Raw genomic sequence first — 17,866 nt, 5'->3', positions numbered from 1 at the left:
GCTCGCGCATCATCAGGCCCGGGCGACCCGGGGCGTCGTGGCCAGCAGACGTCTGACCTGGAAGGCGTAGAGCACCCCGCCCCACCAGTAGAGGGCGACGCCCCAAATCGTGAACGCCCAGCCGAAGACGTTCGCGAGGTCGGCGACGGTCCCGGTCGAGTCGCCCAGCAGCAGCAGCGGGAAGGCGTAGAGCAGGCTGGCGGTGGCGGCCTTGCCGAGGAAGTGCACGGGCAGCGAGCTGTAGCCGCGCGTGCGCAGGAACGGCACGAGCCCGAACAGGAACACGTCGCGCAGCGGCAGGACGACCGCGAGCCACCACGGGATGATGTCGCGGAAGCCCAGGCCGATGACGACCGCGAGGATGTAGCAGCGGTCGGCGACGGGGTCGAGGATCGCGCCGATCTTGGAGGCCTGGTTGAGGGTGCGGGCGAGCTTGCCGTCGAGGTAGTCGGTGACCCCCGAGATCATGAGGACCAGCAGCGCCAAGCCGTCCTCCTCGGGGCCCAGCACGAGCCACAGGAACACCGGGACGAGCAGGAGGCGGACGAAGCTCAGCGCGTTCGGCACGGTGATGATGCGCTCGTCCACCGATCGTCCTCCTCGCCCGTGCTCGTGCCGGCGTGCTCGTCGAGCGGACGCCGCGGATGTCCTGACACAGCGTAGGACATCGCCACACCCCGTTGGCGCGTGGGAACAGGACTGACAGACTGGGCGTTGACCGAAGAGAACCGAACATTCGGGGCACGTCGTGCCCCACTTCCCGAGGAGGAACGTGGCTGTCTACACACTTCCGGATCTGCCGTACGACTACGGCGCCCTGGACCCGCACATCTCCGGCAAGATCATGGAGCTGCACCACTCCAAGCACCACGCCGCCTACGTGGCCGGCATCAACCAGGCGCTCGAGCAGCTCGAGGAGGCGCGCGACAAGAACTCCTTCGGCACGATCAACCTGCTGGAGAAGAACCTCGCCTTCCACCTCGGTGGTCACATCAACCACTCGATCTTCTGGAAGAACCTGTCCCCCGAGGGCGGCGACAAGCCCACGGGCGAGCTCGCGGCGGCCATCGACCAGGACTTCGGCTCGTTCGACGCGTTCCGCGCGCAGTTCGAGGCGACGGCCCTCGGCCTGCAGGGCTCCGGCTGGGCGATCCTGACCTGGGACACCCTGGGCCAGAAGCTCGTCGTGGTGCAGCTGTTCGACCAGCAGAACAACATCCCCGCGACGCTGATCCCGATCACGCAGCTCGACATGTGGGAGCACGCGTTCTACCTCGACTACCTCAACGTCAAGGGCGACTACGTCAAGGCGTGGTGGAACATCGTCAACTGGGCCGACGCCCAGGAGCGCTTCACCGCAGCGACCTCCGGCGGCCAGATCATCTTCTGACCGAGCCGCACGGCCGACGGCGGGATCCCGACCTACTGGTTGGGGTCCCGCCGTTTTCCGTGCTCGGCGAGGTCGCGCAGGCGGGCGTTGTACGCCTCGAGCGCGGCGTCCTCGGTGCGGTCCTCCGCGCGGTCGAAGCGCTTGGCCTCGCGCGAGTCGGAGCGGAACCACTGGAACAGGATCGCGACCATCACGAGCACCAGCGGGATCTCGCCCATCGCCCAGGCCATGCCGCCGCCGAGGTACTGGTCGGCCAGCAGGTCGGTCCGGTACGGACGGTCGATGTCGCGCCAGTAGTCGAGCGCGAACACCGTGTTGGACGACATCACGGCGATCGCGAAGAACGCGTGGAACGGCACCGTGACGAGCAGGGCGCCGAACCGTGCGACGGGCGCCAGCGCGTGCGGCGACGGGTCGATGCCGATCAGGACGTAGTAGAACAGCAGGCCCACGGCCAGGAAGTGCACCTCCATGACGGCGTGGCCCAGGTGGTTGCTCATGAGCGCCTCGAAGATGCCCGTGAAGTACAGGCCGTAGAGGCTGCCGACGAACAGCACGGGACCCACGACGGGGTGCGTCACGACCCGCGAGAAGCGTGACTGCAGGAACGACAGCAGGATCGCGCGCGGCGACACCTCCCCGGGCTGGCGGGGGCCGGGCAGGGTGCGCAGGGCGAGGGTCATGGGCGCGCCGAGGGCCAGGAAGATCGGTGCGACCATCGACAGCATCATGTGGGACGCCATGTGGGCGCTGAACAGGACGTGGGAGTACTCCCCCAGCCCGCCGAACGTCGCCCAGGCGATGACGACCATGCCGACCATCCACGAGATCGTGCGACCGATCGGCCACGCGTCGCCGCGCCGCCGCATCGCGACCACGCCGCGCAGGTAGAGCGCGACGCCGAGCGCGACGATCGCGAGCCCGACGCCGTTGCCCGACCAGCCCCACAGCAGCCGCAGGACCGTGGGTGCTGCCGGCAGCGGTCCGCCGAGCAGCTCCTCGGCGGGCGTCTGCAGCACGCGGTCGCCGACGGGCGTCGGCGTGCGCGACAGGGCGACCGCCAGGCCGATCGCCGCGGCCATCACGAACAGCTCGGTCGTGGCGAGGCGCACGAACCCGCTGCCCGCGGCGACGATGCGCCGGCGCTGACGGACCCCGAACGCGCCCAGCGCGACGAGCGCGACGACCTTGGCGACGACGAGCAGGCCGTAGGACGTGCCGAAGACGTCGGCCAGCGACCGCAGCCGCACGGCGGCGTTGACCAGCCCCGAGACCCCCACGACCACGAAGCTCCACAGCGCGAGCGTCGAGTAGCGCGCGACGGCCGGCTCGAGCCGCTTGCTGCCGCGGATCGCGACCCAGCCGAGGGCGGCGAGTCCGCCGACCCACAGCGTGACGCCCAGGACGTGCAGGTACAGGCTCGTCGTCGCGAGGTCGTGCGAGCCGGACGACGCGGAGTGCCCCGTCAGCGCGATCGGCGCGAGCGTCGCCAGCGAGACGCCGAGCATGCCGGCGACGGACCGGATGCCGAGGGTGAAGCGCGTCGCGACGGCGATGACGGCGGCGCCGAGCGCCTGCAGCAGGATCGCGCGCCCCTCGGAGAACCCGAGGAAGCCCGTGATGTCGGCCCACGCGACGTCGGTCAGCGGCTTGCCGAAGATGTCGCCCGACAGCAGCAGGAAGAAGTAGACGACGCTGACGACGGCCCAGACCGTCGCCCAGCGCGACGCCAGGCGGACGGCCTGCACCGAGAGCCCCTGCACCTCGTTGTCGGTCGACGGGACCAGGAACGCCGCGGCGGCCAGGAAGCCGATGACCATGACGGCGGCGACGTCGTTGAGCACCTTCGAGAACGGCAGCGCCCAGCCCACCAGCACGCCCGGGTCGGCGATGCCGATCGGGGCCTTGCCGTAGGCGCCGCCGCCCATCACGAGGAAGGCCGTCAGGGTGAGGCCGGCGATGATGAAGCCGACCAGCGTGTCACGCAGCGTCTGCGTCATCGCGCCTCCTCAGGGGTGCGAGCAGCAGGACGATCGCGACGACGGCCGCGAGGACGCCCCACACGACGTGCGAACGGTGGCGGTGGATGAAGTTCTCCTGCTCGGGGACGTCGACCTGCGTGACGGCCCGGCCGGCCGTGACGTCGTAGGCGATCGTGCCGGTGACCGGGTGGCCGTCGGCCGACACGACGCGGTACGAGGCGCTGTACGTGCCACGCTGACCCGCGTCGGGGAGCCGTGCCGTGACGGTGTTGTCGACGGCCGTGATGGTGCCGACGTCGAGCTGGGTGCCGTCGGGCGCGGCGACGGCCACCTGCGCCCGACGGGAGACGTTCTCGTTGAACGTGAAGGTGATCGACGCGGGTGACGTCGACAGCGTGCCCCCGTCCTCGGGGTCGGTGCCGATCAGCGCCGCGTGGGCGCTGGCCGGACCGGCCCCGAGGACGAGACCTCCGAGGAGGAAGGTGGCCAGACCCAGCAGGATCCCGCGCAGGACGACGTTGTTAGGCACGACGTCGATTCTGTCGCAGCGACACAACCAGGGCCGCGAGCGCGACGAGCAGCGCCGCGCCGCCGAGCCACGTGCCGAGGCCGGTGGACGAGTCGTCGTCCGACGCCTCGGTCGTCGCGGCCGCGTCCTCGGTGTCGGCGGTCGTCGACGCCGCACCGTGGTGGTCACCGGTCGGCTCGCCGAGCGTCAGGGTCGGAGCGGGGTGCTCGGGCTCCGCCTCGCCCTCGGCCTGCGGCTGGTCCCAGTCGACGACCTCGCCGTCGGCGTAGGTCTGCTGCGCCGAGAACGAGATCGAGTCGGCGTCGGGGAACGGCCCGCCCGAGATGGCGAACTCGTCGAACTGTCCGACGGGGATGCCGCCGTCGCCCTTCGCGGTCCACGTGACGGTGCTGACGGCCTCGGTGAGGTCGTAGTCGCCGACCGTCGTCGGCTTGTCGAGCGGCGCCTTGGTGACGGTCGCCGTCCAGCCGGGCTTGGCCTCGGCCGAGACGAAGGCGAACGGCGTCTCGGCGGGCAGCGTCACGACGATCTTGGTCGTCGCGGCGGAGTCGGACTCGTTGGGGACGCGGAAGACGGCCTTGCCGAATCCTTCCTTGGCCGCGTCGGGCGACGAGACGCCGACGTGGGCCGAGGCGGGGGCGGCGACGGCCACGAGGGCGATCGCCGAGAGCGCAGCGGCGAGCCGCGCGGTGGTGCGTGTCATGAGAGGTCCTTCTGGTGAGAGGTGTGGGTGCAGGTCAGGCGGGGCTGACCGGCGGCCCTCTCAGGACGCGCGAGTGCGTGAGCCGCACGTCGTGGCGCGAGCGCGTGCGCGCGACGGTCCGCACACGACGGACGGGCGGGACGACGTCGGCCGCCCCCAGCACCGGGACGGCGCGCAGCACGAGCCGCTCGGCGAGCCGCCAGACCAGCGCCTCGCCACGGGACAGGGCCAGCACGCTGACCGCCGTGGCGGCCACGTGGGCCGCGACCATCGCGCCGCCCATGACCATCGTCCCGTCGGACGCGCCGAGGTGGACGACGACCTGGCACAGGACCAGCAGGCCCAGCAGCTGCGAGGGCGTGACGCGGCGTGACGACAACAGCCAGGCCACCGCGGCGGAGCCGGCGAAGACCGACAGGACCGCGACGGCGGGCAGGGGGCCGCCGGCGGCGTGGTGGCCGGTGGCCGCGGCCAGGACGCACACCAGGGCGGCGGCGACCGAGCGGGCGATCCGCACCGGGCGATCGGCCGGACGCCAGGCGTCGGGTCGATCTGCGGAGCTCACCGGGCCACGATATCCGGCCCGTCGCGCAGCGGAACACCCGGCGGCTACCGTGGTGCCATGACCCTCGACACCGCGTCCTACATCAAGCTCGACGAGGAGTGGGGTGCCCACAACTACCACCCGTTGCCCGTCGTCATCGCCGAGGCGGAGGGCGCCTGGGTCACCGACGTCGAGGGCAACCGGTACCTCGACTTCCTGTCGGGGTACTCGGCGCTCAACTTCGGTCACCGCCACCCCGTCCTGATCGACGCCGCACGCGAGCAGCTCGACCGGCTGACGCTGACCTCGCGCGCCTTCCACAACGACCAGTACGGCGCGTTCTGCCGCGAGCTGGCCGAGCTGACGCAGACCGAGACCGTCCTGACGATGAACACCGGCGCCGAGGCCGTCGAGTCGGCCATCAAGGTCGCCCGCAAGTGGGCCTACGAGGTCAAGGGCGTCGGGTTCGACCGCGCCGAGATCATCGTCGCGTCGGGCAACTTCCACGGCCGCACCACGACGATCGTGTCGTTCTCGGACGATCCCGCGGCGCACGACAACTACGGTCCCTTCACGCCGGGCTTCGTCACGGTGCCCTACGGCGACCTCGCCGCGATCGAGGCCGCCATCACGCCGAACACGGCCGCGATCCTGATGGAGCCGATCCAGGGCGAGGCGGGCGTCGTCGTCCCGCCGTCCGGCTTCTTCCCCGGCGTGCGGCGGCTGTGCGACGAGCACAACGTCCTGCTGGTCGCCGACGAGATCCAGTCGGGCCTGGCCCGCACGGGCAAGCTGTTCGCCCTCGACCACGACGACGTCCGGGCCGATCTCTACACGCTCGGCAAGGCCCTCGGCGGCGGCATCATCCCCGTCTCGGCCGTCGTGGGGCGTGCCGACGTGCTCGGCGTCCTCAAGCCGGGCCAGCACGGCTCGACGTTCGGCGGCTACCCCGTCGCCTGCGCCGTGGGGCGCGCCGTCGTGGGGCTCCTCGAGACCGGCGAGTTCCAGACCCGCTCGCTCGAGCTCGGTCGCTACCTGCACGGCCGACTCGACGAGCTGGTCGGCAAGGGCGTCGCGTCGGTGCGCGGTCGCGGCCTGTGGGCCGGGGTCGACATCGACCCGCTCGCCAAGACCGGCCGCGAGGTCTCGATGGCGCTGCGCGACCGTGGCGTGCTGTGCAAGGAGACGCACGAGCGCACGTTGCGCATCGCTCCCCCGCTCGTCATCACCAAGGACGAGATCGACCATGCCGTCACGGCGCTCGCCGAGGCTCTCGACGCCTGACCACGGCCCGGACGGGCTCAGGAGAAGTAGCTGGTGTCGCCGCCGCGCGACGGCGACCGCTCGGCGTCCGCCTCGGTGAAGGGCGTCTTCGCCGCGAAGGTCGTCAGCACCTCGCGGTAGGGCAGGACGCGGTACGGGAACGGCGAGCTCGCGGCCTTGCGGGCCAGCGTCTCCCAGGGCAGCGGGGCCGCCGACGCCATGACCAGCACGTTGCCGAAGCGGCGCCCCTTGAGCGTGGCCGGCTCGGCGCACATCACGACGTGCGCGAACGCGTCGCACACGCCCCGCACCGCGCGCCGCAGGTACGGGAACGGCGCGCGGTCGGCCAGGTTGAGCAGCACCAGCCCGTCGGCCGTCGCGACGCGTGCGAGGTCGGCGAAGAACTCGGCCGTCGTCAGGTCGGCGGGGATCCGGTCGCCGTCGAAGGCGTCGAGCACGATGACGTCGGCGAAGTCATCGCGCATCGCCGCGATGCCGGCCCGCCCGTCGAGCGGCCTGACCTTGATGCCGCTCTGGCGCGGCAGCGGGATGCGCTCGCGCACCAGCGCCGTGATCTCCTCGTCGGGCTCCAGCACGATCTGCGGCGACCGCGGACGCGTCGCGGCCACGTAGCGCGGCACCGTCATGCCGGCGCCGCCCACGTGGACGCAGCGCAGGGGCTCCCCCGCGACGCCGTGGCCGTCGATCGCGTCGGCCATCCGCTGCACGTAGTCGAACTCGAGGCGCGTCGGGTCGTCGAGGTCGACGTACGACTGCTCGGTGCCGTCGATGCGCAGCGTGAAGGCCGACGGACGCTCCCGGTCGGCGACGATCTCGATCCTGCGGAGGCGCTCGGTCACCCCGACACTCTAGGTGCCGGCGAGCAGGTTCTCCGAGCCGTCCGGCTTGACCGCCAGCACGGGGCACTCCGCGTCGAGGATCAGCCGCTGCGCGACGCTGCCGAGCAGCAGCTTGCCGACCGGCGTGCGCGGGCGGATGCCCACCACGATCAGCGAGGCCCCCGTCGACGACGCCGCGTGCAGCACGGCGCCCGCGATGTCGGGCACGACGTCGTGCAGGATCTCGGACTCGACGTCGAGCCGGTCGAGGATCGACCGCAGCGACGACAGCTCGTCGTCGCCGGCGAACTTGGTGTCGACGTACGCGTCGCCCTTCGTGGGGTTGACCACGACCAGCCGCTCCTCGCGGCGGGCCGCCTCCGTGGCGCCGTACGACAGCGCCACCCGCCCGAACTCGTCCGGGCTGTACATCACCACTACGGTCATGCCGACACCTCTTCCTTCTCCTCGACGGGTGCCTCGGGCTTGGGCTTGCGCAGCCCCGAGGCGAGGATGGCGACCAGCGCCAGCGCGATGAACGCGTACACGATGACGGCGACGGGCTCGCTCCACAGCGTGCTGACGTCGCCCGACGAGATCTGCAGCGACGTGGTGAGCTGCTCCTCGAGCTTGGGCCCGAGGATCACGCCGATGATGAGCGGCAGCACCGGCAGGCCGAAGCGGCGCATCGCGAGCCCCAGCAGGCCGATGACCAGCAGGAGCGCCAGGTCGAACGGCTGGAAGCTGACGCTGTAGGCGCCGAGCGAGGCGAAGAACAGGATGCCCGCGTAGAGGTACGGACGCGGGATCTGCAGCAGCTTGGCCCACAGCGGCGCCAAGGGCAGGTTGAGCAGGAGCAGCAGCGTGTTGCCGATGAACAGGCTCGCGAGCAGGGCCCAGACGAGGTCCGGCTCGGTGTCGAACAGCTGCGGGCCGGTCTCGATGCCGTAGCTCTGGATCGCCAGCAGCATGATCGCGGCCGTCGCGGTCGTCGGCAGGCCGATCGCCAGGAGCGGCACGAGCGTGCCGGCGGCCGAGGCGTTGTTGGCCGCCTCGGGACCCGCGACGCCCTCGATCGCGCCCTTGCCGAACTCCTCGGGGTGCTTGGCGAGCTTGCGCTCGGTGACGTACGACAGGAACGTCGGGATCTCGGCGCCACCGGCCGGAAGGGCGCCGAACGGGAAGCCGAACGCCGTGCCGCGCAGCCACGGCTTCCACGAGCGTCCCCAGTCCTCACGGCTCATCCAGGGCTGGCCGACCGGGATGATGTCGAGCGGGCGACGACGCAGGTGCGCCGCGACCCACAGGGCCTCGCCGATCGCGAAGATCGCGACCGCGACGACGACGATGTCGATGCCGTCGGCCAGCAGCGGGTTGCCGAACGTCAGGCGGGCCTGGCCGGTCTGGCCGCCGACCAGGCCGATCGCCAGGCCGAGGAACAGCGCGATGAAGCCGCGCAGCCGCGAGGTGCCGAGCACCGCGGTGACGGCGAACAGCGCCAGCAGGATCAGGGCGAAGTTCGACGGGTTGCCGAGCTTGACGACCTGGCCGGCCACGGAGGGCGCGAACAGCACCAGCAGCAGCGTGCCGATCGTGCCGGCGACGAACGAGCCGATCGCCGCGGTGGCGAGGGCCTGCGCCGCCCGCCCCTTCTTGGCCATCTTGTTGCCCTCGATGGCCGTCACGACCGACGACGACTCCCCCGGCGTGTTCAGCAGGATCGAGGTGGTCGAGCCGCCGTACATGCCGCCGTAGTAGATGCCGGCGAACATGATGAGCGCGCTGTCGGGACCGACGCTGTACGTGATGGGCAGCAGCAGGGCCAGCGTCATGGCCGGCCCGATGCCCGGCAGCACGCCGACGGCGGTGCCGAGGAACACGCCGACCACGGCGTAGAAGAGGTTCTGGACCGTCAGCGCCTGGGCGAAGCCGTCCATCAACAGGTTGAGTGAGTCCATCAGAGGATCCCGTCCAGGATGCCGGCCGGGATCGCGAGACCCAGGCCCGAGTAGAAGCCGTACCAGGTGCCGACCGACAGGGCCACGCCCACCGCGACGTCGCGGATCAGGGTGCGGCTGCCGAGCACGTAGGCGGTGCCGACGAACAGCATCGCGCCGGTGATCGCCCAGCCGAGCCAGTCGACCAGCAGGATGTTGGCCAGGAACACCACGACGAGCTTCGCGACGGTCGCCCAGTCGCTGGGCTGCGTCAGGTCGACGTCCTCGCCCTCCTCGGCCGCCGGGACGTCACCGCGCGCCGTCGCGATCGCGAGCAGGGCCGCGAGCACGACCAGCACCGTGCCGACGACGTAAGGGAAGGCGTACGGCTGGACGGGCTGGTCGGCGAAGCCGTCGCTCAGCGTCGTCGCGTCGTAGACCACGTAGGCGCCGACGACCGCGAGGAACGCGGCGAGCCCGTACTGGGCCTTGTCGACGAGCCGCGTGCGCCCGGGGGTCTCGTGCTTCTCGACGGTGCTCATGCCAGCCCCAGCTCCTTCAGGGTCGTCTCGACCCGCTTGTCCTGCTCGAGCAGGAAGGTCTCGAACTCCTCGCCGGTGGCGAACGAGTCGATCCAGCCGTTGCGCTTGATCGCGTCCTGCCAGCCCTTCGTCTTGTGCATCTCGGTGAACATCGCCACGAGGCGCTCGCGCGACTCGTCCGAGATGCCGGGCGGGGCGAGGATGCCGCGCCAGTTGACGAACGTCATGTCGATGCCGGACTCCTTGAGGGTCGGCGCGTCGACGGTCTCGAGGCGCTCCTCGCCCGAGACCGCGAGGACGCGCAGCGAGCCGTCCTCGAGCTGTCCCTCGAACTCGCTGGGTCCGGAGGCGCCGACGTCGATCTTCTTGCCGAGCAGCGCGCTGGTGAGCGGTCCGCCGCCGTCGTACACGATGTACTTGACCTGCTTGGGATCGATCCCGACGGTCTTGGCCAGCTGCATCGGGAACAGGAAGTCGGGTCCGCCGGGCGACGAGCCGCCGCCGATCGTGACGCTGCTCGGATCGGCCTTCCACGCGTCGACGAGGTCCTGCACCGTCTGGAACGGCGAGTCCTTCGGGACGATGAGCGCCTCCTGGTCCTCGATCAGGCGGGCGATCGGCGTCGCCTGCGAGACGCGGGCCTTCGAGTCGTTGGTGTAGGTCGCGCCGACGACGCCGAGCCCCATCGACATCACGAGGTCGTCGACGCCCTCCTCGTTGAGCAGGCGCTGCATCGCCACGGTGCCGCCGGCGCCGATGACGTTGGTGACCTCGAACCGACCCGACAGCTCGGCGTCCTCGAGCACGCGCGCCGCCGCGCGTCCCGTCAGGTCGTAGCCGCCGCCGGGGCTGTTGGGGATGTACATGCTGAGCCGGCGGTTCGCCTCGCCCTCGCCTCCGCGCGTGACTCCGCATGCGGACAGCAGCAGCGCGGCGGCGACGAGGAATACTGTCGCCGTCAACCGGTGTGATCGCCTGGTCGGCGTCATGGGACCTCCTGTGATCGACCCCGATCATGACCCGCCCCTGTGGTGTGGGTCACCATTGCGGAACCAAAGGAGGTTGTGGACGTTGTGGTCACAGCGCAGGCGCCTGACGCTCGCGGGACAGTTCCTCGTCCTGCAGCTCGTCGTCGTCGCCTTCGTCCTCGCGATCGTCGGCGCGATCTCGGTGCAGCAGTCGAACGCCTCGTTCGCGTCCGAGCGCGGTGCGCAGATGCGCTCGGTGTCGGAGTACCTCGCTAACCTGTCGGTCGTCCGCGCCCAGATCCGGGGGCCCGTGCCGGCGACGTCGCTCGCCCCCGCGATCGACCGGGCCGTGGGCCTGTCGGGGGCCACCGAGATCACGATCGCCGATCCGGCGGGCCGGGTGCTGTCGTCGTCCGACCCCCGGCTCGTCGGCGCCCGCGCCGAGCTCGGCGACTCGCGCGTCCGTGAGGGACGCGCCTGGGTCGGCACCGTCGAGACGCGCGGCCACCGCTTCGTCGCGGCGCACGCGCCGATCATCGACGACTCCGGCACGCTCGTGGGGCTGGCCGTGGCGGAGGAGCAGTTCCCGTCGTTCTGGACGCGCCTGACGAACGCCGCCGACGAGCTGGTGCTGTACCTCGGCGCGGGCGCCGGCCTGGGCATCGCGGGGTCGTGGCTGCTGGCCCGGCTCGTCCGGCGGCGCACCCGTGGTCTCGAGCCGCGCGAGTTCGCGACGCTGGCCGACCACCGCGAGGCGCTGCTGCACAGCATCCGCGAGGGCGTCGTCGCCGTCGGCACCGACGAGCGGATCACGATGATCAACGACAGCGCCCGCTCGCTGCTGGGCCTTGGCACGGACGTCGTGGGGCGCCGCCTCGACTCGCTGGGGCTCGACCAGCCCGTCGTCGAGCTGCTGACCCCCGGGGCCGACAGCCAGGACGCCGTGGTGCTGGTGGGTGAGCGCGTCGTGGTGTTCAACCAGCGGTCGGCCTCGAGCCGCGGTCAGGGCATCGGTGCCGTCACCACGATGCGCGACCGCACCGACCTGGTGTCGATGCAGGGCCAGCTCAGCTCGAACCTGTCGATCACCGACACCCTGCGGGCGCAGACCCACGAGTTCGCCAACCAGCTGCACACGATCTCGGGGCTCGTCCAGCTCGGTGAGTACGACGAGGTGACGTCGCTGGTCGGCGTGCTGACGCGACGCCGGGCCGCGATCTCCGACGCCGTGACGCGGCGCGTGTCCGACCCGGCCGTCGCGGCCCTGCTGATCGCCAAGTCGAGCGTCGCGGCCGAGGCGGGCGTGACGTTGACGCTGACCGACGACTCGGCCCTCGAGGCGCTGTCGCCCCACACGTCGGCCGACCTGACCACGATCATCGGCAACCTCGTCGACAACGCGGTCGACGCCTGCAAGGGCGGACCCGCGCCCGCCGTGGTCGTCGAGCTGTCGGAGGACGCCGACGACATCGTCCTGTGCGTGCGCGACGACGGACCGGGCGTGCCGGCCGAGCTGCGCGACACGATCTTCGCGCGCGGCTTCTCGACCAAGCCGGACGTCCCCGGCGGGCGGGGCATCGGGCTGCCGCTCGTGCGGCTCATCTGCACGCAGCGGGGAGGTAGCGTGACGGTCGGTGCCGGCGACGACGGTGACGGCGTCGGCCGCGGTGCCGTGTTCACCATCCGTCTGCCGAAGGAGCCCGCATGATCCGCGTGCTGGTCGTCGACGACGACTTCATGGTCGCGAGCATCCACGGCCGGTTCGTCGAGCGCACCCCCGGCTTCGAGGTCGTCGGCACGGCCCGCACCGGCGCCGAGGCGCTCCAGCTGCACGCCGACCTGTCCCCCGACCTGCTGCTGCTCGACGTGCACCTGCCCGACATGAGCGGCCTCGACGTGCTGCAGCGGCTCAGGGCGGACGGCAGCACGGTCGGCGTCGTGATGGTGACGGCCGAGCGGGACGCCGAGGCCGTCCGGTCGGCCCTGCACGGCGGTGCGCTGCAGTACCTCGTCAAGCCGTTCGAGCACGTCGACTTCGCGTCGCGCATGCAGCGGGTGCGCGAGTCGCTCGAGACCCTCGCGTCGGGCGCGCCCGACCAGGCGGCGATCGACCGCGCGTTCGGCACGCCTCCGGCGGCCGTGACGGCGTTGCCGAAGGGGCTCAGCCCGGAGTCGGCGCAGCTCGTGGCCGAGGCGCTGGCCCGCGGCGACGAGCTGTCGGCGGCCGACTGCGGCGAGCTCGTCGGGCTGTCACGCGTCAGTGCCCGGCGCTACCTCGAGCACTTCGTCGACCAGGGGACGGCGGTCGTCCGCCTCAACTACGGCAACGCCGGGCGCCCCGAGCGTCGCTACCGCTCGGTCCGCTGACTCGCCCTGCCGCCGGTGTCGGTGTCGGGGCCACCTGTCGGGACCGATGATGCGTGGCTCAGGCACCGCCCTGGGGCGTGACAGGTGGCTGCCGCACCGCTCGGGGGCTGCGGCGGTGCGCCGAGACCGTCGGGTCGCCTGTGACCCAGAGGCGCCACGGGACGTCCGCGGCCTTGGAGACGCCCACGCGCGGGCCCGTCATGACCTCCGGCGTCACGTCGGGCTCGGGCCCGAGCCGCACTCCCCCGCCGGTCAGCAGCTCGGTGCCCAGGTCGTCGAGGGTCAGGCCCAGGGCGCGGGCGAGGTTGCCGGGGCCCCGGGCCAGGGCGACGTCCGCGACCCCGGGTCGGCGCGACCGTGCGACGTCCAGCCCGTCGACGACCTCGCCGGCCCGCACCAGCACGGCCGCCGCGATCTCGGTCGGCCCCGTCACGACGTTGGCGCAGAAGTGCATCCCGTACGACCGGTAGACGTACAGCCGCCACGGTGGTCCGTACATGATCTCGCTGCGCGGGGTGCGCGTGAACGCGTGCGACGCGGGGTCGTCGACGCCGCCGTAGGCCTCGACCTCCGTGATGCGCACGGTCGCGCCGTGGCCGTGCAGGGTGCGCCCGAGGAGGCCGCGGGCCCGGGCGACGACGCCGTCCGGGCTCGCGTCGTGCACGGTGTCAGCTGACCGACTCGAGGATGACGTCCTGGGCGGGAGCCGTGCCGTCGGCGCCCACGCCGTCGGCCTCGATCTGCTGGGCGACCTTCAGACCGGCCGCGTCGACCGTGCCGAACACGGTGTAGCTGGGCGGCAGGTCGGCGTCCGCCAGGACGATGAAGAACTGCGAGCCGTTGGTGTCGGGGCCGGCGTTGGCCATCGCGAGGGTGCCGGCCGGGTAGGTCTCCTGGCCGGTCAGCTCGTCGGGGAACGCGTACCCCGGACCGCCCTGACCGGTCGCGGAGGGATCGCCGCACTGCAGCACGAACCCGGGCACGAGGCGGTGGCACTTGGTGCCGTCGAAGTACCCCTGCTGGGCCAGCGACGCGAAGCTGCTGACGGTGCAGGGGGCCGAGTCGGGCGTGAGCGACGCCTTGATGACGCCGCGGTTGGTCGTGATCGTGACCTCGTCGAGGCTCGTCGGGGTCGCCGGCGGGAGCGTGGCCTTCTTGCCCGGCTCGTCGGTCTCGGTGTACGTGCAGGTGCCGTCGGCGGCGGCACCCGGGCTGTCGGTCGCCGACGGGGCCTGCGACGTGGCGGCGGGATCCGCGGCCGACGCTCCGTCGGAGCCTCCGCCGTCAGAACCTCCGCAGGCGGCCAGCGTGGTGATCAGTACGGTGGTCGCCGTGGCGGCGAGAAGACGAGAACGCATGCGCCGAGCCTAGCCAGCGCTCGGTCGCCGGGCCGACAGCCGGTCCCGCAGCTCGGCGAGCTGCTCGGCGACCCGCACCTGGGCCGTGCCGCCGCGCGCGTCGCGCGACGCCAGCGAGCCCTCGACCGTCAGCACCTCGCGGACACCGGGTGTGAGGGCCGGCGAGATCGCCGCGAAGTCGTCGTCCGACAGGTCCCACAGCTCGATGCCCCGCCGCTCGCACGCCTGCACGCAGGCGCCCGACAGCTCGTGGGCGACGCGGAACGGCACGCCCTCGCGCACCAGCCACTCGGCGATGTCGGTCGCGAGCGCGAAGCCCTGCGGCGCGAGCGCCTGCATGCGCTCGGTGTGGAACGTCAGCGTCGCGACCATGCCGGTGAAGGCGGGCAGCAGCACCTCGAGCGTGTCGATCGAGTCGAACACCGGCTCCTTGTCCTCCTGCAGGTCGCGGTTGTACGCCAGCGGCAGCCCCTTCAGCGTCGCGAGCAGCCCCGTGAGGTTGCCGATCAGCCGTCCCGACTTGCCCCGCGCGAGCTCGGCGATGTCGGGGTTCTTCTTCTGCGGCATGATGCTCGACCCCGTGGAGTAGCCGTCGTGCAGCGTGACGAAGTCGAACTCCTTGGTGTTCCAGATGATGATCTCCTCGGCGAGCCGCGAGACGTCGACGCCGATCTGGGCCGTCACGAACGCGAACTCGGCCACGAAGTCGCGGGCCGCCGTGCCGTCGATCGAGTTGGCGGTCGACCCGCTGAAGCCGAGGTCGGCGGCGACCTTCTCGGGGTCGAGCCCCAGCGACGACCCGGCCAGGGCACCCGAGCCGTACGGCGAGTCGGCCGAGACGCGGGCGTCCCAGTCGGCGAGCCGGTCGAGGTCGCGCACGAGCGGCCACGCGTGCGCCAGCAGGTGGTGCGACAGCAGGACGGGCTGGGCGTGCTGCAGGTGCGTGCGACCCGGCATCGCGACCCCCAGGTGGTCGTCGGCCTGGGCGGCCAGCGCCTCGACCAGGTCGGTCACGAGCGCCGCGATCCGGCGGCCGTGGTCGCGCAGGTACATCTTGAACAGCGTCGCGATCTGGTCGTTGCGCGAGCGCCCGGCCCGCAGGCGCCCGCCGAGGTCGGCGCCGAGGCGCTCGAGGAGTCCCCGCTCGAGGGCCGTGTGCACGTCCTCGTCGTCGGGCTGGGCGGCGAACGCCCCCGACGCGACGTCGGCGTCGAGCGAGTCGATGCCCGCGACCAGCGACGTGAGGTCGTCGCGGCTCAGCAGCCCGGCGGCGTGCAGGACGACGGCGTGGGCGCGCGACCCCGCGAGGTCGTACGGCGCGAGACGCCAGTCGAAGTGCGTCGAGCGCGACAGCTCGACGAGCTCGGGCGAGGGGCCGGAGGCGAACCGTCCGCCCCACAGGGCGTTCGTCGGCTCGGGTGTCTGGGGGTCGGTCACGGGATCTCCTTGGAGGTCGGACCGGCGAGGTCCATGAAGCGGCGGGCGACCTCGTCGCCGCCGGCGGGGTCACGGCAGATCATCATCACGGTGTCGTCGCCGGCGATCGTGCCGATGACGTCGTCCGGTGACGAGTGGTCGATCGCGGAGGCGAGGTACTGGGCCGCACCGGGCGGCGTGCGCAGGATGACGAGGTTGGCCGACGCCTCGGCCGTCACGAGCAGCTCGCGCACCAGGCGGGCGAGGCGCGACTGCGCCGCCGAGCTGCCCGTGCCGGGTCGCGGCGTGCGGTCGCCCCCCTCGGCCGGCACGGCGTACACCAGCCCGCTGCCCTCGTGACGCACGCGGACGGCGTCGAGCTCGACCAGGTCGCGCGACACGGTCGAGGGCGTCGCGTTGACGCCCCGCTGGTCCAGCAGCTCGACCAGCTCGCCCTGCGAGCGGACGGCGTGCCGGGTCAGCAGGTCGATGATGAGCTGCTGGCGGGCGGTCTTGGTGTCGGCGGCGCTCATGCGGGCGCCGCGGACTTCTCGAGCAGCCACACCATCAGGGCCTTCTGGGCGTGCAGGCGGTTCTCGGCCTCGTCCCACACGACGCTCTGCGGCCCGTCGAGCACCTCCGAGGAGATCTCGAGCCCGCGGTACGCCGGCAGGCAGTGCAGCACGACGGCGTCGGGGGCGGCGAGCGCGAGGGACGCCTCGGTGATCGCGTAGTCGCCGAACAGCGACAGCCGCGCCTCCTTCTCGGCCTCCTGACCCATCGAGACCCACGTGTCGGTGATGACGACGTCGGCACCGGCGATCGCGGCGGCGGGGTCGTCGGTGACGAGCACCGAGCCACCCGTCGTGGCGGCGATCGTGGCGGCGTCGTCGACGATCCGCTGCGCCGGCTGGTAGCCCGCCGGGGCACCGATCCGCACGTGCAGGCCGGCGGTCGCTCCCCCGAGGAGGTACGAGTGCCCCATGTTGTTGGCCCCGTCGCCGAGGTAGGCGACCGTCAGCCCGGCCAGGCGTCCCTTGTGCTCGATGACGGTCTGCCAGTCGGCCAGGATCTGGCACGGGTGGAAGTCGTCGCTCAGCGCGTTGATGACCGGGACGCCGGCGTGGGCGGCCATCTCCTCCAGCCCGGCCTGCGCGTAGGTGCGCCACACGATCGCGCTCGTCATCCGTCCCAGCACCGTGGCGGTGTCGGCGGTCGACTCGCCGCGACCTCCCTGCGTCACGGTGGAGTCGAGCACCAGCGGGTTGCCGCCCAGGTCGGCGATCCCGACGCTGAACGAGACGCGCGTGCGCGTCGACGCCTTGTCGAAGATCACCGCGACGGTCTGCGGACCCGCCAGGGGCTTGCGCCCGTACGGATCGGCCTTCATCTCGGCAGCGAGCGCCAGCACCTCGGCCTGCTCGGCCGGGGTCAGGTCGTCGTCGCGCAGCAGGTGCCGGACCGTCCCGGTCATGACGACACCTCGTCGAGCACGCCCCGCAGCACCGTGACGGCGTGCGCGGCCTCGGTCTCGGTGAGCACCAGCGGCGGGGCGAGGCGCAGGCGGTCGGGCGTCGCGTTGTTGAGGATCAGTCCGGCCGCCATCGCTGCCTTCTGCGCCTCGGCGGCCAGCGGCTGGTGCAGCACGACGCCGACCAGCAGCCCGCGTCCCGTGACCTCGGCGACGAGCGGGTGGTCGACCAGGCCGCGCCGCAGCTGGTCGCCGATGGTCGTGACGTGCGCCAGCAGGTCGTCGGACTCGATCGTCGCGACGACCGCGAGCGCCGCGGCCGTCGCGACCGCGTTGCCGCCGAACGTCGTGCCGTGGTTGCCGGGCTGCAGCAGCGTGCCGGCCGCACCGATCGCGACGCACGCACCGATCGGGATGCCGCCGCCGAGCCCCTTGGCCAGCGTCACGAGGTCGGGCACGATGCCGGACTCCTCGTACGCGAACCAGGCGCCCGTGCGGCCCATGCCCGTCTGCACCTCGTCGAGCCACAGCAGTGCGCCGTGGCGCGTCGTGACGTC

Annotated in this window: 19 protein-coding genes and 1 pseudogene; 4 read left to right on the top strand and 16 right to left on the bottom strand. The window is 72.1% G+C overall.

The features are described 5' to 3' along the window. Positions 1–12: 12 nt before the first annotated feature. On the bottom strand, positions 13–588 hold the full coding sequence (locus ASD10_RS11260) for a CDP-alcohol phosphatidyltransferase family protein (RefSeq protein WP_056608332.1): 576 nt from the start codon (positions 586–588) through the stop codon (positions 13–15). Between the two features lie 184 nt (positions 589–772). On the opposite strand from ASD10_RS11260, the gene ASD10_RS11255 reads away from it, so the two are divergent. After that, a complete protein-coding gene (locus ASD10_RS11255) occupies positions 773–1,390 on the top strand; it encodes a superoxide dismutase (RefSeq protein ID WP_056608330.1) in 618 nt (205 codons plus the stop codon). A 32-nt stretch (positions 1,391–1,422) separates the two neighbouring features. Here ASD10_RS11255 and ASD10_RS11250 read toward each other — a convergent pair whose 3' ends face one another. Genes ASD10_RS11250 through ASD10_RS11235 form a run of 4 tightly spaced genes read right to left on the bottom strand, consistent with a single transcriptional unit; the run spans position 1,423 to position 5,169 of the window. Further along, the gene (locus ASD10_RS11250; protein ID WP_056608328.1) at positions 1,423–3,390 is read right to left on the bottom strand and encodes a cytochrome c oxidase assembly protein; all 1,968 of its coding nucleotides are present in this window, start codon (positions 3,388–3,390) and stop codon (positions 1,423–1,425) included. Continuing rightward, on the bottom strand, positions 3,371–3,901 hold the full coding sequence (locus tag ASD10_RS11245) for a copper resistance CopC family protein (protein ID WP_056608326.1): 531 nt from the start codon (positions 3,899–3,901) through the stop codon (positions 3,371–3,373). The genes ASD10_RS11250 and ASD10_RS11245 overlap by 20 nt, the downstream gene beginning before the upstream one ends. Continuing rightward, complete coding sequence (locus ASD10_RS11240; RefSeq protein ID WP_056608324.1) at positions 3,894–4,604, bottom strand: YcnI family protein; 711 nt, start codon at positions 4,602–4,604, stop codon at positions 3,894–3,896. The genes ASD10_RS11245 and ASD10_RS11240 overlap by 8 nt, the downstream gene beginning before the upstream one ends. Before the next feature lie 34 nt (positions 4,605–4,638). Continuing rightward, entirely contained in the window at positions 4,639–5,169 is a 531-nt protein-coding gene (locus ASD10_RS11235; protein WP_157432551.1) for a hypothetical protein, read from the bottom strand. Positions 5,170–5,226: 57 nt separating this feature from the next. Between ASD10_RS11235 and rocD the strand changes: the two genes are divergently transcribed. After that, positions 5,227–6,432: an ornithine--oxo-acid transaminase gene (rocD, locus tag ASD10_RS11230; protein WP_056608319.1), complete on the top strand. Its 1,206-nt coding sequence runs from the start codon at positions 5,227–5,229 to the stop codon at positions 6,430–6,432. A 17-nt stretch (positions 6,433–6,449) separates the two neighbouring features. Here rocD and ASD10_RS11225 read toward each other — a convergent pair whose 3' ends face one another. The 5 genes from ASD10_RS11225 to ASD10_RS11205 are packed head-to-tail and all read right to left on the bottom strand — an operon-like array spanning position 6,450 to position 10,718. Further along, entirely contained in the window at positions 6,450–7,271 is an 822-nt protein-coding gene (locus ASD10_RS11225; RefSeq protein ID WP_157432550.1) for a spermidine synthase, read from the bottom strand. A gap of 9 nt (positions 7,272–7,280) precedes the next feature. Continuing rightward, positions 7,281–7,697, bottom strand: coding sequence for a universal stress protein (locus ASD10_RS11220; RefSeq protein WP_056608316.1), 417 nt, complete (start codon positions 7,695–7,697; stop codon positions 7,281–7,283). Then, the gene (locus ASD10_RS11215; RefSeq protein WP_056608313.1) at positions 7,694–9,208 is read right to left on the bottom strand and encodes a tripartite tricarboxylate transporter permease; all 1,515 of its coding nucleotides are present in this window, start codon (positions 9,206–9,208) and stop codon (positions 7,694–7,696) included. Before ASD10_RS11215 ends, ASD10_RS11220 begins: the two co-directional genes overlap by 4 nt. Next, entirely contained in the window at positions 9,208–9,729 is a 522-nt protein-coding gene (locus ASD10_RS11210; RefSeq protein WP_056608310.1) for a tripartite tricarboxylate transporter TctB family protein, read from the bottom strand. Before ASD10_RS11210 ends, ASD10_RS11215 begins: the two co-directional genes overlap by 1 nt. Next, on the bottom strand, positions 9,726–10,718 hold the full coding sequence (locus ASD10_RS11205) for a tripartite tricarboxylate transporter substrate binding protein (RefSeq protein WP_056608307.1): 993 nt from the start codon (positions 10,716–10,718) through the stop codon (positions 9,726–9,728). The genes ASD10_RS11210 and ASD10_RS11205 overlap by 4 nt, the downstream gene beginning before the upstream one ends. An 82-nt stretch (positions 10,719–10,800) precedes the next feature. Here ASD10_RS11205 and ASD10_RS11200 point away from each other — a divergent pair, with 82 nt between their 5' ends. Next, positions 10,801–12,405, top strand: a complete 1,605-nt coding sequence (locus ASD10_RS11200; RefSeq protein ID WP_200938235.1) for an ATP-binding protein — start codon at positions 10,801–10,803, stop codon at positions 12,403–12,405. After that, positions 12,402–13,064, top strand: coding sequence for a response regulator (locus ASD10_RS11195; RefSeq protein ID WP_056608301.1), 663 nt, complete (start codon positions 12,402–12,404; stop codon positions 13,062–13,064). The genes ASD10_RS11200 and ASD10_RS11195 overlap by 4 nt, the downstream gene beginning before the upstream one ends. 58 nt (positions 13,065–13,122) lie before the next feature. Here the strand turns inward: ASD10_RS11195 and ASD10_RS11190 are convergent, their stop codons facing one another. The 6 genes and pseudogenes from ASD10_RS11190 to ASD10_RS19345 form a co-directional block, all read right to left on the bottom strand. Continuing rightward, positions 13,123–13,728 (bottom strand): DNA-3-methyladenine glycosylase, encoded by a 606-nt coding sequence (locus tag ASD10_RS11190; protein ID WP_056608298.1) that lies wholly within the window; start codon positions 13,726–13,728, stop codon positions 13,123–13,125. A gap of 4 nt (positions 13,729–13,732) precedes the next feature. Continuing rightward, entirely contained in the window at positions 13,733–14,422 is a 690-nt protein-coding gene (locus ASD10_RS11185) for a peptidylprolyl isomerase (protein ID WP_082556153.1), read from the bottom strand. A 9-nt stretch (positions 14,423–14,431) separates the two neighbouring features. Continuing rightward, positions 14,432–15,859, bottom strand: coding sequence for an argininosuccinate lyase (gene argH, locus ASD10_RS11180; RefSeq protein ID WP_056608295.1), 1,428 nt, complete (start codon positions 15,857–15,859; stop codon positions 14,432–14,434). After that, a complete protein-coding gene (locus tag ASD10_RS11175) occupies positions 15,856–16,371 on the bottom strand; it encodes an arginine repressor (protein ID WP_056608293.1) in 516 nt (171 codons plus the stop codon). The genes argH and ASD10_RS11175 overlap by 4 nt, the downstream gene beginning before the upstream one ends. After that, positions 16,368–17,312 (bottom strand): ornithine carbamoyltransferase, encoded by a 945-nt coding sequence (gene argF / locus ASD10_RS11170; RefSeq protein WP_056608290.1) that lies wholly within the window; start codon positions 17,310–17,312, stop codon positions 16,368–16,370. Before argF ends, ASD10_RS11175 begins: the two co-directional genes overlap by 4 nt. Beyond that, positions 17,309–17,866, bottom strand: a pseudogene (locus ASD10_RS19345) (aminotransferase class III-fold pyridoxal phosphate-dependent enzyme); the annotation flags it as partial. The pseudogene ASD10_RS19345 and the gene argF, both read right to left, overlap by 4 nt.

Origin of the sequence: Aeromicrobium sp. Root472D3 (assembly GCF_001426485.1) — a bacterium.
Lineage (GTDB): Bacteria > Actinomycetota > Actinomycetes > Propionibacteriales > Nocardioidaceae > Aeromicrobium.
Note: the sequence above shows the minus strand (reverse complement) of the source record. Positions and strands in the feature narration are given on the sequence as shown.